At 65.8% G+C, this 16,764-nt stretch carries 14 protein-coding genes; 9 read left to right on the top strand and 5 right to left on the bottom strand.

Annotated features, from left to right (window positions below):
• Positions 1-336: 336 nt before the first annotated feature.
• Both IP86_RS05150 and IP86_RS05145 read right to left on the bottom strand, forming a co-directional pair.
• Entirely contained in the window at positions 337-834 is a 498-nt protein-coding gene (locus tag IP86_RS05150) for a response regulator (RefSeq protein ID WP_054161440.1), read from the bottom strand.
• Between the two features lie 154 nt (positions 835-988).
• A complete protein-coding gene (locus IP86_RS05145; RefSeq protein WP_054161439.1) occupies positions 989-3,343 on the bottom strand; it encodes a phosphoketolase family protein in 2,355 nt (784 codons plus the stop codon).
• 346 nt (positions 3,344-3,689) lie between these two features.
• Between IP86_RS05145 and IP86_RS05140 the strand changes: the two genes are divergently transcribed.
• Positions 3,690-4,340 (top strand): BON domain-containing protein, encoded by a 651-nt coding sequence (locus IP86_RS05140; RefSeq protein ID WP_054161438.1) that lies wholly within the window; start codon positions 3,690-3,692, stop codon positions 4,338-4,340.
• A 340-nt stretch (positions 4,341-4,680) separates the two neighbouring features.
• On the opposite strand, the gene IP86_RS05135 is transcribed toward IP86_RS05140, so the two are convergent.
• Complete coding sequence (locus tag IP86_RS05135; protein ID WP_054161437.1) at positions 4,681-6,129, bottom strand: serine/threonine protein kinase; 1,449 nt, start codon at positions 6,127-6,129, stop codon at positions 4,681-4,683.
• 5 nt (positions 6,130-6,134) lie between these two features.
• Positions 6,135-6,875, bottom strand: a complete 741-nt coding sequence (locus IP86_RS05130; protein ID WP_054161489.1) for a metallophosphoesterase family protein — start codon at positions 6,873-6,875, stop codon at positions 6,135-6,137.
• A 172-nt stretch (positions 6,876-7,047) separates the two neighbouring features.
• Here IP86_RS05130 and IP86_RS05125 point away from each other — a divergent pair, with 172 nt between their 5' ends.
• The 6 genes from IP86_RS05125 (at position 7,048) to IP86_RS05100 (ending at position 12,890) form a co-directional block, all read left to right on the top strand.
• Positions 7,048-7,593, top strand: coding sequence for a hypothetical protein (locus tag IP86_RS05125; protein ID WP_245290539.1), 546 nt, complete (start codon positions 7,048-7,050; stop codon positions 7,591-7,593).
• Positions 7,594-7,750: 157 nt separating this feature from the next.
• Complete coding sequence (gene bchE, locus IP86_RS05120) at positions 7,751-9,445, top strand: magnesium-protoporphyrin IX monomethyl ester anaerobic oxidative cyclase (RefSeq protein ID WP_054161487.1); 1,695 nt, start codon at positions 7,751-7,753, stop codon at positions 9,443-9,445.
• Positions 9,417-10,124 carry a bacteriochlorophyll 4-vinyl reductase gene (bchJ, locus tag IP86_RS05115; protein ID WP_054161436.1) on the top strand — a complete coding sequence of 236 codons (708 nt, stop codon included), beginning with the start codon at positions 9,417-9,419 and terminating at the stop codon, positions 10,122-10,124. The genes bchE and bchJ overlap by 29 nt, the downstream gene beginning before the upstream one ends.
• A gap of 27 nt (positions 10,125-10,151) precedes the next feature.
• The gene (gene hemN, locus IP86_RS05110) at positions 10,152-11,501 is read left to right on the top strand and encodes an oxygen-independent coproporphyrinogen III oxidase (protein ID WP_054161435.1); all 1,350 of its coding nucleotides are present in this window, start codon (positions 10,152-10,154) and stop codon (positions 11,499-11,501) included.
• A 255-nt stretch (positions 11,502-11,756) separates the two neighbouring features.
• Positions 11,757-12,059 (top strand): hypothetical protein, encoded by a 303-nt coding sequence (locus tag IP86_RS05105; protein ID WP_054161434.1) that lies wholly within the window; start codon positions 11,757-11,759, stop codon positions 12,057-12,059.
• A 177-nt stretch (positions 12,060-12,236) separates the two neighbouring features.
• Entirely contained in the window at positions 12,237-12,890 is a 654-nt protein-coding gene (locus tag IP86_RS05100) for a hypothetical protein (protein WP_054161433.1), read from the top strand.
• Between the two features lie 71 nt (positions 12,891-12,961).
• Here the strand turns inward: IP86_RS05100 and IP86_RS05095 are convergent, their stop codons facing one another.
• Complete coding sequence (locus tag IP86_RS05095) at positions 12,962-13,237, bottom strand: metal-sensitive transcriptional regulator (protein WP_054161432.1); 276 nt, start codon at positions 13,235-13,237, stop codon at positions 12,962-12,964.
• Positions 13,238-13,453: 216 nt separating this feature from the next.
• Between IP86_RS05095 and IP86_RS05090 the strand changes: the two genes are divergently transcribed.
• Both IP86_RS05090 and IP86_RS05085 read left to right on the top strand, forming a co-directional pair.
• Entirely contained in the window at positions 13,454-16,015 is a 2,562-nt protein-coding gene (locus IP86_RS05090) for a heavy metal translocating P-type ATPase (RefSeq protein ID WP_054161486.1), read from the top strand.
• Positions 16,016-16,165: 150 nt separating this feature from the next.
• The gene (locus IP86_RS05085) at positions 16,166-16,762 is read left to right on the top strand and encodes a hemerythrin domain-containing protein (RefSeq protein WP_054161431.1); all 597 of its coding nucleotides are present in this window, start codon (positions 16,166-16,168) and stop codon (positions 16,760-16,762) included.
• Positions 16,763-16,764 lie beyond the last annotated feature (2 nt).

The following is a 16,764-nucleotide window of genomic DNA, read 5'->3' as shown; positions in this document are numbered from 1 at the left end:
GGCCTCGCAAAGCGTCGCGGCGGACCTCGTCCAGGCCGGCAGGCCGGCGCCGCGTTGCAGAGTGAAGTCATCCATTCCAGAGCGCCTTTTTCGACCTTCCGGTGGCGGGTTTGACAACGACCTGTCGACCCGGAACTCACGTCCTGACTGCTCTAGCTGTGATTGGCCTTCACTCTCGTTAATTTTTGCCCCCCGTAGTCGTACCAGCACACCGACTGATCAGTCCGACTCACACCGCCGAATAGCCCGCCCGAAGCGATGCGGCCGAGTAAACTTGCGAGGCCGCGCATCTCCCAAGAAGCCTTGCACGGCCGCCTGCACGAAGGCGATACGGCCCTAGCCGTGCTCGAAGCGCGGACCGCAGACCTCGCCCCAGGAATGCACGATCGGCAGCCCGGCGACATTGCTGCGGATGTTGGCCAGCGAAATCCGCAGCGCAGCGAGGTCGATCGGCTTCGGGAAGCTCTGCAGCAGGTCCATGCCGAGCGAGCGGGCGAGCGCGCGCGAGGCCCGGCGACGTTCGGAATCCATCCCGCTGATCACGATCAGCGGGCCGGCATAATGCGCACCGGCCATCGCCCGCATCACGTCGCTGCCGTCGCCGTCGTCGAGCATCAGATCGAGCGTGACGCAGTCGAACGGGCGCTGCTGGATCAGCGCGGTGCCCTCGGCGCACGACGTCGCATGGGTCACCGCGTAGCCCGCCTTCTCGGCCGCACCGGCGATCAGCATCCGCTGCACGGCATCATCGTCGATCACCAGCAGGTTCAGCAAGCCGAGTAGTCGATCGGCTCCGATCTCCGGATGCGCCGCATCATGGTCGCGCGTGTCCATCGGCCCGCTCCTTTCGCCGTTGAGTTCACGGCAGCAGGCATATCGGGCCGGTTGCAAGCGTTGGTTAATTCATCGGCCGCGCGCCGCCGCCAGACCGATCGGCTCGATCGGTGGTTGACGGCGACTTAGCGGCTTCTGGACAATTCGAGCGTGATCAGCTTGGCCAGCGCCAATCGCGCACTTCGGGCATGTCGTCACCATGCTCGGCGATGTAGAGCTTGTGCCGCTGCATCGTCGCCCAGTAGCGCGACGTGGCCGCTTCGACTTCGCTGGCCAGCCGCGGGATCCGGCGGATCGCGTCGAGCGCCAGCCGGTAGCGGTCGAGATCGTTCAACACCACCATGTCGAACGGTGTCGTGGTACTTCCCTCTTCCTTGTAGCCGCGGACGTGAATGTTGAAGTGATTGTGCCGGCGATAAGTGAGCCGGTGGATCAGCCAGGGATAGCCATGAAACGCGAAGATCACCGGCTTGTCGGCGGTGAACAATTCGTCGAAGCGGCGGTCGTCGAAGCCGTGCGGATGCTCCGAACTCGGCTGCAGCACCATCAGGTCGACGACGTTGACGACGCGGATCCGGATGTCCGGCACGTATTCGCGCAGCAGCGTGACCGCCGCCAGCGTCTCGACCGTGGGCACGTCGCCGGCGCAGGCCATCACCACGTCGGGATCGCCGTCGTCATTGCTGGCCCACTGCCAGATCCCGGCTCCGGCGGTGCAGTGCCGGACGGCGGCATCCATATCCAGCCACTGCCACTCCGGCTGCTTGCCGGCGACGATGACGTTGACGTAGTTGCGGCTGCGCAGGCAGTGATCGGCCACCGACAGCAGCGTGTTGGCATCCGGCGGCAGATAGACGCGGACCACGCTGGCCTTCTTGTTGAGGACGTGATCGATGAAGCCGGGGTCCTGGTGCGAGAAGCCGTTGTGGTCCTGCCGCCAGACATGCGACGTCAGCAGATAGTTGAGCGAGGCGATCGGCCGCCGCCACGGGATCGTCGCGCACGCCTTCAGCCATTTGGCGTGCTGATTGAACATCGAGTCGATGATGTGGATGAAGGCCTCGTAGCACGAGAACAGGCCGTGGCGACCGGTCAGCAGATAGCCTTCGAGCCAGCCCTGGCACAGGTGCTCGCTCAGCACCTCCATCACCCGGCCGTCGGGACCGAGCGCGACGTCGACCTCTTCGATGTCCGCCATCCATTCCTTTTCGGTGACCTCGAGCACGCCGTCGAGGCGGTTCGAGGCGGTCTCGTCCGGTCCGAACAGCCGGAAGTTCTGCGTTTCGAGGTTGTCGCGCATCACGTCGCGCAGGAACGTGCCGAGCACGCGCGTGGCTTCGGCCTTGGCGGCACCGGGCGCCGGCAGCGCCACCGCGTAGTCGCGGAAATCCGGCAGCGACAGCGGCTGCAGCAGCTCGCCGCCATTGACGTGCGGGTTGGCGCTCATCCGGCGATGGCCGGTCGGCGCCAGCGCCGCGAGGTCGTCACGGAAGCGGCCATTGGCATCGAACAATTCGTCCGGCCGGTAGCTGCGCAGCCAGTCTTCCAGCAGCTTGATGTGCTCGGGAGTCTTGAAGTCGGCGATCGGCACCTGATGCGCCCGCCAGGTGCCCTCGACCGGCTTGCCGTCGACCTGCTTCGGCCCGGTCCAGCCCTTGGGCGTGCGCATGATGATCATCGGCCAGCGCGGCCGCGCCGTCACACCCTCGTGCCGCGCGGCGGCCTGGATCGCGCGGATGTCGGTCAGTGCCTTCTCTAGCGCGGCGGCGAGCGAATAGTGCACGATCGCCGGATCGTCGCCTTCGACGACGATCGGCTCGTAGCCGTAGCCGCGCATCAGATCGGTCAACTCCTGGCGGCTGATCCGCGCCAGCACGGTCGGGTTGGCGATCTTGAAGCCGTTGAGATGCAGGATTGGCAGCACCGCGCCGTCGCGCGCGGGATTGAGGAACTTGTTGGAGTGCCAGCTGGTCGCCAGCGCGCCGGTCTCGGCCTCGCCGTCGCCGACGATGCAGGCGACGATCAGGTTCGGATTGTCGAACGCGGCGCCGTAGGCGTGCGCCAGCGAGTAGCCGAGCTCGCCGCCTTCGTGAATCGAGCCGGGCGTCTCCGGCGACACGTGGCTCGGCACGCCGCCCGGCCAGGAGAATTGCCGGAACAGCCGCTGCAGGCCGTTGCGATTGCGCTCGATCGCCGGGTAGCGCTCGGTGTAGGAGCCCTCGAGATAGGAGTTCGCCACCAGCCCGGGCCCGCCGTGACCGGGGCCGATGATGTAGATCATATCCAGGTCGTGCGCGGTGATCATCCGGTTGAGATGCACGTAGAGCAGATTGAGTCCCGGCGTCGTGCCCCAGTGCCCGAGCAGGCGCGGCTTGAGATGCTCGAGCCGCAGCGGCTCGTCGAGCAGCGGATTGTCCTGCAGATAGATCTGCCCGACCGACAAGTAGTTCGCGGCCCGCCAATAGGCGTCCATCTTCTGCATCAGTTCGTTGGACAATACGTCTGACATCACCTTCTCCGCCTCTGCATTTCACATCGCGTACTGCGCGCTCGCGCCGACGTCCTCGCTGCGCTGACCACGCCGTCGGATGCGGGCGCACGCGCGCCTTAGCCGAATGGCGATCAGTGTCAGTCTGGCCTGACATTAGCGCTCGCGAACGCGACGCAATGCAAGACCCGGACATTGCCGGAGATCGTCGTCGAAGGGATTGTTGAGATTACGGCGATGAAACCCTGATGACAGCGTTTGACGCAGATCAACCGCGATGCAGCGTCTGGTTGATTGGGATCAATGTGTTTGACCTTCAACCACGGAAGATGCCGGCCGTTAGCGCAGCGGAACTCCAGAGGCCATCATGTCCGAGTCCCAGCTCCGTCAAAACATCCTTGACGAGTTCGAATTCGATCCGAGCTTCAACAGTGGGCATATCAATGTCGCTGTCGAAGGCGACATCGTGGTCCTCACCGGTCACGTGATCAGCTATGCGGAGAAGCTGGCCGCGATTGCGGCGACGCGCCGCGTGAAAGGCGTGCACGCGATCTCCGAGCATATCGAGGTTCGCTATCCCTTCACCAAGACCGCCGACGACCAGATCGCGCAGCGCGCATCCGACATCCTCGACTGGAACGTGCTGGTGCCGGCGAACTCGATCGAAGTGCAGGTCGAAGACGGCTGGCTGACGCTGAGCGGCAACGTCGACTGGCACTACGAGCGCGCCGCCGCCGAAGACGATGTGCGCAAGCTCGCCGGCGTCGTCGGCGTCACCAACAACATCGTCATCAGCAATCCGCTCGGCGACCACGCCGGCATTCGGGCCTGCCTCGAATCGGCGCTGGAGCGTCACGCCGAACTCGCCTCGAGCGGCATTCGCGTGACGGTGAAGAACGGCAACATGGTCGTGCTCGAAGGCCGCGTCGACAGCTGGGACCAGCGCCGCGCGGTGCAGACCGCCGCCTGGTCGACCCCCGGCGTCGCAGCGGTCGACGACCGCCTGATGATCAACTGATCGCCGGCACTCTGTTACGCCTGACATCTCCCCGTCATTGCGAGGAGCACCCGGATCGGCGCTTTGCGCCGTCCGGGCACAGGCTCCGCAGCGAAGCAATCCAGCGCAGTGCTCGGCGCTATGGATTGCTTCGCTGCGCTCGCAATGACGCGGAGAGGCTTTTACTTCGGAAGATCAGAGACCAACCGGTTGAAGTGTGTTGATCCCCGGCGTCCGATTTCATCTCCGACGCCACCCCGTCATTGCGAGGAGCGAAGCGACGAAGCAATCCAGCTCCGCGCACGGCGCTATGGATTGCTTCGCTGCGCTCGCAATGACGGGGAGAGGCTTGCGCCCTGGCTCACACGCCTTCCCGGCTGAGATCTGCGCTCGCCGGCTTCCCCGACCGCGTCGGCCGCTGCGCCGAATCGCGGACGATGGTCACCGTGCAGGTCGCTTCGCTCGCGACCTTGGCTGAGACGCTGCCCCCGAGGGTGCGCAGCATCGAGTTGCGCCGCGCGCCGATCAGGATGTGATCGACCCGGCTCGCCTCGGCGAATTCGAGGATGGCGGCGGCCGGATCGACCGCCTCGAGCACGTGGGCGGTCAGCCGGTCGTCGGCCAGCTTGAGCGGCTCGGCCCAGTGCCGCAACGCGACCAGGCGATCGACATGCTTGTTGTGGCCGTGCTCGTCGAGCGTCCGGTCGATCGTCATCCGCCCGAGCTTCAGCACGTTGAGGCAGGCGAGCCGCGCCGACGGCAGCGTCGTCAGGATGCGGCCGGCAGTGACGCGCAGTTCGTCGTTCAGGGCCGCTGAGCCTTCGGCGACGTCGATCGCCACCGCGACGATCGGCGCCGAGGCCAGATGCGCCGCCAGCGTTTCGCGGCGCGGCCGCGTCAGCTCCTTGTTGAAACGCCGGCGCAGCACGGTGCGCAGCGGATCGCGTTTGAGCTTCTCCGAACGCGTAGTGAGCTTCACCTCTGTCGGATGCGTGAGATCGAACACCAGCTGCGCCGCGGTCGGATAGCGCCACTCCGGCTGGATCTCCAGACAGCGCAGCACCACTTCCTGCAGCCAGGGCGGATAGTCCGGCCGTAGTCTGCGCGGCGGCACCGGATCGCGCCACAGTCGCCGGCGCATGCCGTACATGGTTTCGGTCTCGCCGAATGGCCGGATGCCGGTGGTGAAGAAATACAGCAGCACGCCGAGCCCGAACAGATCGCTGCGCGGATCGTTGCGCACGCCGAGCAGCCGCTCCGGCGCCATGTAGGGCGCGGTGCCGAACGGCAGACGGAACTCCTCCTGCATCAGGTCGGGGAGTTGGTCGCTGCAGGCGAGCCCCATGTCGAGCAGCACCGCCTCGCCGCTCGGACGGAACATGATGTTGCTGGGCTTGATGTCGTGATGGATGACGTGCTGGCGGTGCAGGTCGGCCACCGCCACCGCGATCCTGGCGGCGATCGCGACCGCCTCGTCGTAAAGCAGCGGCAGATCCGGCAGTCGGGCCAGCAGCGGCTCGCCGGCGATCCGCTCCATCACGATGTAGGGGAGCTTGGAGAAATCCGACAGCGCCACGAATTGCGGGACGTGCGGCCCGCGCAGCCGCGGCATCAGCATCTGCTCCATCTCGAAGCTGACGATCGCGGCCGGGTCCTCGCCCTCGCCGGTGCGCGGAAGCTTCATCACCATCGGCATCGGATCGCCGTCGCGGCGGACCGCGAACAGCGACGCCATGCCGCCGCGATGCAGCGCCCCCTCGATGACGTAGCCGTCGACGCTGCTGCCGGGCTCGAACGAGGGGCTGTCCATCGCGGTCACCGCCCCGCGAGCAGCCGCTCGGCCAGCCAGACCGGCAGGCCGTTGTCGCGAATCCGCCGCGCGGCGCCCTCGACGTCGTAGGGCACGCGGCAATAGGTCAGCTCGTGCTTGACGGTGTCGTACAGCGCGTAGGCGGCGGCCGGATTGCCGTCACGCGGCTGGCCGACCGAGCCCAGCACCGCGAGCCATTGCCGGCCCGGCAGCAGATGCACCGGCACGTCCGAGGTCGGCACGAAGGTGGTCATCTTGCCGGTCACCGAGAGCGAGTACAGCGCCGGCTTGTGGACGTGGCCGCAGAACGTCACATGCGCGGCGACCGACTGCATGCTGCGCGAGGCGATCGACGTGTCGGTGACGTAGATCCAGCTATCCGGCCGCGTCGCTTCGGAATGCACGAACAGCAAATTGCCGTCCTCCTGCTTCATCGGCAGATCGGCCAGGAACCGGCGCTGCGCAGCGCCGAGCTGGCCGCGCGTCCATTCGATCGCGGCTTCGGCCTCGGCATTCATCTGCACCTTGGGATTGCCCACCGCGCTGTCGTGATTGCCCAGCACCGCGACCGCGCCGCCGCCGACCAGCTCCATCACGGTGCTCACCGACCAGTCCGGATCGGCGCCGTAACCGACATAGTCACCGAGTAGAACGAACTTCTCCGCTCCCTGCTCGCGCGCTTTGGCCAGGCAGGTGGTGAAGGCCTGCCGGTTGGCATGAATGTCGGCGAAAAGCGCAAGCAGCAAGTCCACCTCCCCTATCGTTCAATCCGCTGTCAGGTCGATCCGCTTCGCCTGCGGCGGCTTGTTGTTGGCGGCGCGCCCAAGATCGCCGCGTGGCAGTCGATGCGATCAGTTCGACCGGCGCCATTCGGACTCGCGGGCCTGTCTTTGATCCATCGCAAGCCTGTCGCACTCCTTGATCTGGCGCAATGGGGCGCCTGACGGGCGTGAGTATATCAGCAAAACAATCGCGTTGGAGGCGCCCATGACTGCATCCGGCAATCCAGACCCCAACAACGCACCCATCAACGACGCCCCCATCAACGAGGCCCCCATCAACGAGTCGGTCGCCGCTGACACCGTCGCTGCCGTCGTCCGCGAGTGGGAAGAAATCACCGCCAGCCCTGTCGAACTCGAAGCCTTTGGACGCGCGATGGCCAACATGGTGAAGGACCTCGGGCTATCACCAGCCGAAGTGCGCGCGCTCGCCACCAAGGGCAGCAGTGCCAAGGAGCTCCCCTGCCTGCTCGACGCTCTGCGCATCAGCATCCGCGCGCTCGCCGAGAAGGAGCCGATGCTGCTCAACGATCTGCGGCGCACCTGCGCGATGTGCGAGCACAAGCAGGAGTGCGACGCCGATATCGCCGCCGGCACTCTGGTGCCCGCCTATCAGAACTATTGTCTGAACGTCGACACGCTCGACGCTCTTCAACACGACGCCAACTTCACCGCGGAGTCCTGACCGCCGACGCTCAAGCGGGGCCCAGCGTGCCCGCTGCGATCGCCGAGAGAGCTGCTGTCGGGCTCCTCATTACTAATGCACCACTTTGTTGATCTGCGTCAATAATCCTTGACACTCCATGTGTCATCGTTTCTTGACAATCATGGGAGAAATGTCAGTGCGCATCCTTCTCATTCACCCGAATTATCATTCCGGTGGCGCCGAAATTGCCGGCCACTGGCCGCCGGCCTGGGCGCCTTATCTGGCGGGCGCGCTGAAGGCGAACGGTTTCACCGACCTCAAATTCATCGACGCGATGACCGAGGACACCTCGGACGAGCAGCTCAAGCAGATCATCGCCGACTACAAGCCGGATATGGTCGGCACCACGTCGATCACGCCGTCGATCTACAAGGCCGAAGAGACCCTGAAGGTCGCCAAGCAGGTCGATCCGAAGATCGTCACCGTGCTGGGCGGCGTCCACGCCACCTTCATGTATCAGCAGGTGCTGAGCGAAGCGCCGTGGGTCGACGTCATCGTCCGCGGCGAAGGCGAAGAGATCGTCGTCGATCTGGCGAAGTCGATCGACTCCGGACAATGGCCGGCCAATCGCGACTCGATCAAGGGCCTCGCTTACACCGACGGCATCAACGGCGAGAGCAAGATCATCGCCACCCAGGCGGCGCCGACCGTGAAGGATCTCGACGCCATCAGCCCGGACTGGAGCATCCTCGACTGGTCGCTCTACAAATACATCCCGATGAACACCCGCGTGGCGATTCCCAACATGGCGCGCGGCTGCCCGTTCACCTGCTCGTTCTGCTCGCAGTGGAAATTCTGGCGCGACTATCGCGTCCGCGATCCGAAGAAGGTGGTCGACGAAATCCAGGAGCTGGTCGAGAAATACCAGGTCGGCTTCTTCATCCTGGCCGACGAAGAGCCCACCATCAACCGCAAGAAGTTCATCCAGTTCTGCGAAGAGCTGATCGCGCGGGGCCTGAACAAGAAGGTGCAGTGGGGCATCAACACCCGCGTCACCGACATCCTGCGCGACGAGCAGCTGCTGAAATTCTACAACGAAGCCGGCCTGATGCACGTTTCGCTCGGCACCGAAGCGGCGGCGCAGCTCAAGCTCGACCTGTTCAACAAAGAAACCAAGATCTCCGACAACAAGAAGGCGATCCGCCTTCTGCGTGAAGCCGGCATCGTGGTCGAAGCTCAGTTCATCGTCGGCCTCGACAGCGAGACGCCGGAGACGCTGGAAGAAACCTACCGCATGGCGATGGACTGGAAGCCGGACCTCGCCAACTGGTCGATGTACACGCCGTGGCCGTTCACGCCGCTGTTCAAGGAACTCAGCGACAAGGTCGAGGTGTTCGACTTCGCCAAGTACAATTTCGTCACGCCGATCGTGAAGCCGGCGGCGATGGAGCGCGGCGAACTGCTCGACCGGGTGATGAACAATTATCGCCGGTTCTACATGTACAAGGCGTTCTTCTCCTACCCATGGTCGGGAACGGGGCGACGGCGACGCTATCTGCTGGGTTGTCTGAAGGCGTTCCTCAAGGCCGGCTTCGAGCGCAAGTTCTACGATCTCGGCCGCGTCGGTTACTGGGGTCCGCAATCGAAGAAGAAGGTCGACTTCCACTTCGACGAGACCCGCAAGATCTCGCACGCGCAGATGGCCGATTGGGAAGCCAATGCCGACCGTTCGCGCAAGGCGGCCGCCTCGCAGATGGCCATCGTCTCGGCCTGCGGCGGCGGCACCGAGCAGATGGAAGAGAGTGAAGCCGATGCCAAGGCGGCGCTCGCCAAGACCGTAACCAGCCGCATGGCGGACACCCATGACGCAGGTTCCGTCACACGCCACTGACAGCGGGATGCCGGAGGTGTCCGAGATCGGACCCAACGCCGTCATCCAACTGATCCACGCGCTCGACGCGGCCGGTCTCCAGCCGGCCGCGAAGGAGATCTTCTCGGAGGCGGCGGCGAGCGACTGGCTCGCCGAGCCGCCGTCCGTAATGGTCGACGAGCGCCCGGTCGCCGCCATCCATCAGGCGGTGCGCCGGGTTCTGCCGCCGCCGCAAGCCGCCGTGATCCTCGCCGACGCCGGGCTGCGCACCGGCGACTACATCCTGGCCAACCGGATTCCGAAACTGGCGCAGGCCGTGCTCAAGATCATGCCGGCGTCGATCGCCGCCAGAATGCTGACCAAGGCGATCACCGCGCACGCCTGGACCTTCGCCGGCTCGGGCAAGTTCTCCGCCACCGCCGGCAAGACCGTCACCTTCGAGATCGCCGCCAATCCGCTGTGCGCCGGCGAACACGCCGACCACCAGGTCTGCGTCTGGCACGCCTCCGTATTTCAACGGCTGTTTCAGGCGCTGGTCTCGCCCTATACCCGGGTGACCGAGACCACTTGCGGAGCGCGCGGCGACGATTGCTGCCGCTTCGTGGCGGACTGGACCACGATCCCGGACGCCGCGAATATTTACGCCAGCCGCCGATCAGCGCCGATCGCCGGCCCTTCCGAAACCATTTCCGCGCGTTGATCCGCGGACGATGTGAGAGACCTTGCGATGTCGTCTGCTCTCGAAAAATACGCCAAGAGCTCGGTGCCGCGTTACACCAGCTATCCGACGGCGCCGCATTTCGCCAAGGAGTTTCCGGAATCGGTGTATCGCGGCTGGCTGGCCCAGCTCGACACCGACGAGCCGATCTCGCTGTATCTGCACGTGCCGTTCTGCAAGCAGCAGTGCTGGTACTGCGGCTGCAACATGAAGCTGGCGTCGAAATACGGCCCGGTCGCCGACTATGTCGAGAACCTGATCGATGAGATCGACCTCGTCGCCGACGCGATGCCCGGCACCATGCCGGTGCGGCATCTGCATTTCGGCGGCGGCACCCCGACGGTGATATCGCCCGAGGATCTCGGTGCGATCATGACGCTGCTGCGCGAACGTTTCGAATTCGTGCCGGACGCCGAGCTGGCGATCGAGAGCGATCCGCGCACGCTGACCGACGAGATGGTCGCGACCATCGGCGAACTCGGCTTCACCCGCGCCAGCTTCGGCGTGCAGGAATTCGACCCGAAGGTGCAGGCCGCGATCAACCGCATCCAGCCGCCCGACATGGTGGCGCGCGCGATGGATCGCTTCAAGGCGGCCGGCGTGTCGAAGATCAACTTCGACCTGATCTACGGCCTGCCCTATCAGACCGCCGAAGATCTGCGGCGCACCGTGGAGCAATGCGTCGAGATGCAGCCCGACCGCGTCGCGCTGTTCGGCTACGCACACGTGCCGTGGGTCGCCAAGAACCAGCGGATGATCCCCGACGACTCGCTGCCGAAGCCGGAGCTGCGCGCCGAGCAGGCCGACGCGGCGGCGGAAGCCCTGGTCAAGGGCGGCTATGTCCGCATCGGTATCGATCACTTCGCGCTGCCGGGCGACTCGCTCGCCGTGGCGGCCAAGACCGGCGAGCTGCACCGTAACTTCCAAGGCTACACCGCTGACGCCGCGCAGACGCTGATCGGCATCGGCGCCACCTCGATCGGCCGCACGCCGAGCGGCTACATCCAGAACATCGTCGAAACCGGCGCCTGGGCGCGCGCGGTCGCGGCCGGCAAGTTGCCGGTGGCGCGCGGCCACGGCCTGACCAAGGACGACAATCTGCGCGCCCATGTGATCGAACGCATCATGTGCGACGGCAAGATCGACCTCGCCGCCGCCGGCCGCGCGTTCGGCTATGCCGACCACTGGTACGCCCCCGAAGAAGAAGCGCTCGCCGAATTGCAGCGCGACGGCGCGGTGATCTGCGATCATGGCAAGCTGACGCTCACCGCAGACGGCGTCCGGCTGTCTCGCGTGGTCGCCTCGGTGTTCGATACCTATCTGCGCAATTCGAACGTCCGGCACTCGATCGCCGTCTGATCCTGCTATCGCAATTCGTCTGCGGCCTGCGACGCGCGCCTTCGGGCGCGCGTTTGCTTTTGATGCAGGTCAAATCACATTTCGGGATTGGGTGCATATGTACCGCAAGCGGTAATATGTCAGGGAGATGAGGTCCGGCGGCTCGCCGCCTTAACGGAAAATCGCTCATGCTCACGGCCACACCGGCCTTGGTCGCAGACCGTTAAGCTCCCGGGCCTATCGCTACCGACGACCGGACCGATCGAGGGATCACCAATGACCCACAAACTCAAAGTCACTGAGGATATGGTCGCCAAGGCCACCGCCGCCTTCCGCGCTGCCGGCGGCAGCGACGCCGTCAGCCTGCGCGCCGCGCTGGAAGCCGCGCTCGAGAACCAGACGTTTTCAGTCGGCGACGAAGTCACCGCCCATGGCAACGTCACCGGCATCATCCTGTCGATCACCGGGGACGAGGCGCTGATCTCGTGGTCCTGCCGCGGCAAGAGCATCACCAAGCTGTCCGAGCTGGATCACATCGAGCACAGCGACTCAGTCTCGGCCGAGCATTTCGCCGCCTGACAGCGCTTGCGCGGGCCTCCCTCCGGAATGAGGGCCGCCGCGCCGCCGGGATAAAGCCCTGCAAATACGACCGATCGCCCGCCGTCGCGAGCGGCTCGCAACCTGTGTACTTGACAAAGCCAGACCCCGACGGCGGAATCCCGCGATCTTCGCGTGATCTGCCGCTGCGGGACGGGCATGACCGGCTTTCGGAAGCTGACCAGTTTTCACCTGATGCTCGCGCTCGGCGCCGCCGCGCTGCCGTCCGATGCGCGCGCCGAGTGGTGGCCGACCCGCACCCCGGTGGACTACGAGGACTGCATCGAGAAGGGCGAGAAGGCTGCCGACAGCAAGGACGCCAAGGCGGCGCTGGCGGCGCAATGCGACGCCAAATTCGCCGGCCGGCGCAAACCCGGCGGCGGCTACACTTATTTCGACTTCATGCAGAATCGCAGCTTCGACATCGCCGGGCCCAACCCGACCGCCGAAGAACTGCGCAAGATGGACGAGCAGTACACCGAATTTCTCGACCAGCGCCGTCGCACGATCATCGCCGCGGCCTTCGCTGCGCGGCAACAGCAGATCGCCGCGCTGCAGGCGCAGCAGCCGGCCGAAGCCGCCCCCGCCGTCAAGCCACGCCCGTCGGTCGAGGCCCCGCGCGCCGCGGCCGCCAAGCCGCGCCAGCGCCCGGCCAAGCTCCGGACCGCCGCCAAGCCACGGCAACGCCTGGTGCAGCCCGCCAAGTACGCATGCGACGGCGATCCGGTGTCATGCGGGCTGACCGGCTTGTCGAAAGGTTTCAGCGCGGTGAGGTCGTCGCTGTTCGGACCAGCGGCCAAGCCGGGTCGTTGAACCGGAGCGTGGAACTGTTCCATACGCCGACTTGATCAGCCGCAACGCGGCCGCCGGCGATCGGCCTCAGATCAGCGACTGGATCGCTGAATCACATCCATCAGCTCGGCGATCTTCTGGCGCTGATCGGTCTTGTTGCCGCTCGCGATCGCATGCTCGACGCAATGCGCGACGTGATCCTTCAGCACCTCTTCCTCGACCCGCCGCAGCGCCGCGCGGACCGCGGAGATCTGCGTGACGATATCGATGCAGTAGCGGCCCTCCTCCAGCATCTTGGAGATGCCGCGGACCTGCCCCTCGATCCTGCCGAGGCGTTTCTGACACGACGTCTTGATGTCCGACTTCATGGCCGATATATACCCCTACAGGGTATAGGTTTCAAGCGGTAAGGTGATGCGATGCGCGGCACGAAGCAGCCTCAAGACGACAATGCGGCCGCCAACTCGAGCTGCTGCGGCTCGGTCTCGAGCAACGACGCACCGGCTGCCGCGAGCTCCTGCTGCGGCGGCCACGCCCATCAGGCCACGCCCGCCGCCACCAAGGCGATCGATCCGGTGTGTGGCATGACCGTCGATCCGGCCACCACCGCGCATCGCTGCGACCACGACGGCACCACCTATTATTTCTGCTGCGATGGCTGCCGCAGCAAATTCGCCGCCGATCCGGCCGGCGTGCTCGCCAACGCAGCCCAGCCGCTGGTGCTGCCGCCCAAACCTGCGTCGAAGCTGCATCAACTGACGAATTTCGCCGCGCCTGCGCCCTGCTGCGGCGGCCATGATCACGGCGGTCACGACCATGCCCATCACCACCACGATGCGGCGCCCGCCGCCGGCAAGGTGATCGATCCGGTCTGCGGCATGACGGTCGATCCGGCGACGGCGAAGCACCGCTTCGATTATCAGGGTCAGACCTATTACTTCTGCGCCGCGCGCTGCCGCGAGAAATTCGCCGCGGATCCGGTCTATTATCTCGACAAGTCGAAGGCCAAGCCCGCTCCAGCCGTTCCCGAGGGCACGATCTACACCTGCCCGATGGACCCGCAGATCCGCCAGATCGGCCCGGGCACCTGCCCGATCTGCGGCATGGCGCTGGAGCCCGAATTGGTGTCGCTCGACGACGGGCCGAATCCCGAACTGGTCGACATGACGCGCCGGTTCTGGATCGGGCTGGTGCTGGCGCTGCCGGCATTCTCGCTCGAAATGGGCAGCCATCTGGTCGGCGGCCACGGCCTGATCGATCAGGTGCTGTCGAACTGGATTCAGCTCGCAACCGCGACACCGGTCGTGCTGTGGGCCGGCTGGCCATTCTTCGTGCGCGGCTGGCAATCCGTGGTGACGCGTAACCTCAACATGTTCACGCTGGTCGCGATGGGCACCGGCGTCGCTTACGTCTACAGCGTCGTGGCGACGCTGGCGCCGCAGCTGTTCCCGCCAGCGTTCCGCGGCCATGGCGGCACCGTGCCGGTGTATTTCGAGGCCGCCGCAGTGATTACCGTGCTGGTGCTGCTCGGCCAGGTGCTCGAGTTGCGCGCCCGCGAAGCGACCTCCGGCGCCATCAAGGCGCTGCTCGGCCTCGCGCCCAAGACCGCGCGCAAGCTCGAAGCCGATGGCAGCGAGCACGAGGTCGAGATCGACAGCCTCGCGGTCGGCGACAGACTGCGCGTGCGCCCGGGCGAGAAGGTGCCGGTCGATGGCATCATCCTTGAAGGCCGCTCCTCGCTCGACGAGTCGATGGTCACCGGCGAGTCGATGCCGGTGACGCGCGAGGCCGGCGGCAAGGTGGTGGCCGGCACCATCAATCAGTCCGGCGGCTTCGTGATGCGCGCCGACCAGGTCGGCCGCGACACCATGCTGTCGCGCATCGTGCAGATGGTCGCGCAGGCGCAGCGCTCGCGCGCGCCGATTCAGGGCGTCGCCGATCTGGTCGCCGGCTGGTTCGTGCCGGCGGTGCTGCTCGCCGCGATCGCCGCCTTCGCCGCCTGGGCGACGTTCGGTCCCGAGCCGCGGCTGACCTTCGCGCTGGTCGCCGCCGTCAGCGTGCTGATCATCGCCTGCCCGTGCGCGCTCGGCCTCGCCACGCCGATGTCGATCATGGTCGGCGTCGGCCGCGGCGCGCAGGCCGGCGTGCTGATCCGCAACGCCGAGGCGCTGGAGCGAATGGAGAAGATCGACACGCTGGTGATCGACAAGACCGGCACGCTGACCGAGGGCAAGCCGAAGGTCACCGCCATCGTCACGGCCAGCGGCTTCGACGAAGGCGAGCTGCTGCGCCTCGCCGCCAGCGTCGAGCGCGCCAGCGAACATCCCCTCGCCCACGCCATCGTCGCGGCCGCCACCGAACGCAAGCTCGTGCTCGCCAAGGTCGACGAGTTCGATGCGCCGACCGGCAAAGGCGCGGCCGGCAAAGTCGAAGGCCGCATGGTCGCCATCGGAACGGCGAGCTATCTCGGCTCGCTCGGCATCGACACGTCTGCGCGACGTGACAAGACCGAACAGATGCGGTCCGACGGCGCCACCGTGGTCAGCGTCGGCATCGACGGCAAGCTTGCCGGCCTGATTGCGATCGCCGATCCGGTGAAGGCGTCGACGCCGGACGCGCTGAAGGCCCTCGCCGCCGACGGCCTCAAGGTCATCATGCTGACCGGCGACAATCGCACGACGGCCCAAGCCGTCGCCCGCAAGCTCGGCATCGCCGATGTCGAAGCCGAAGTGCTGCCCGATCAGAAGAGCGCCGTGGTCGAGAAGCTGCGCCGGCAGGGCCGCGTCGTCGCGATGGCCGGCGACGGCGTCAACGACGCGCCGGCGCTCGCCGCCGCCGATGTCGGCATCGCGATGGGCACCGGCACGGATGTGGCGATGGAAAGCGCCGGCATCACCCTGCTGAAGGGCGATCTCGGCGGCATCGTCCGCGCGCGGAAATTGTCGCGTGCCACGATGCGCAATATCAGACAGAATCTGTTCTTCGCCTTCGTGTATAATTCGGCCGGCATCCCGATCGCCGCCGGCGTGCTGTATCCGACCTTCGGGCTGCTGCTGTCGCCGATCATCGCGGCTGCCGCGATGTCGCTGTCGTCGGTGAGCGTGATCGGCAACGCGCTGCGGCTGCGGGCGGCCGATCTGAAGTGATGGCCTACTGAAGTAGAAGTTTGTTGCGACTGATAGCCGCCGGCACCCCATTGATCTACCGCAAGGATCGGGACGCCCCGGTCACTATCTTCGCGGTGGAATTTTGCCGCAGCCGCGGTCTTTCCGGTCAGCGAGCAGTCGAGGTCGGCCATGTCACAAATCATCGAAATTCTTCACGAAGAGCACCGCAACATCGCGAAGCTGCTCGGCGTGATCGAGCGCGAACTCAACGTGTTCGACCGGCGCGAACGGCCCGACTACGAGATCTTCCAGGCCGTGATCCAGTACTTCAAGGAGTATCCAGAGATCTGCCATCATCCGAAGGAGGATGTGGTCTATCAGATCCTCAAGGAGCGCAATCCGGCGGTCGCCGGCGCAGTCGGCGATATCGAAGCCGAGCACGTGCTGGAAGGCGAGCGCCTCGGCCGCTTCGCCCAGGTGGTCAACGACGTGCTGGCCGATCAGGAACTGCCGCGCCAGACCTTCCACGCCGCCGCGACGGACTTCCTCGAGCATCAGCGCCGCCACATGGCCAAGGAAGAGCAACTGCTGTTCCCCGCCGCGCTGGAAACGCTGACCGCCGAGGACTGGGCGAAGATCGACTCGCGCATCGAGGCCCGCAAGGATCCGATGTTCGACGGCGAGACCGCCAGCAAATTCCAGAATCTCTACGCGACCATTCTGCGGTGGGAGCAGGAGACCGAGGAAGATCGCGGCCGCGCTGCAGCGACCGCGGCCGCCCGCTGATC

The organism is Rhodopseudomonas sp. AAP120 (genome assembly GCF_001295845.1).
Lineage (GTDB): Bacteria > Pseudomonadota > Alphaproteobacteria > Rhizobiales > Xanthobacteraceae > Rhodopseudomonas.
The sequence above is the reverse complement of the archived record's forward strand: the minus strand, read 5'-3'. Positions and strand labels throughout refer to the sequence as shown.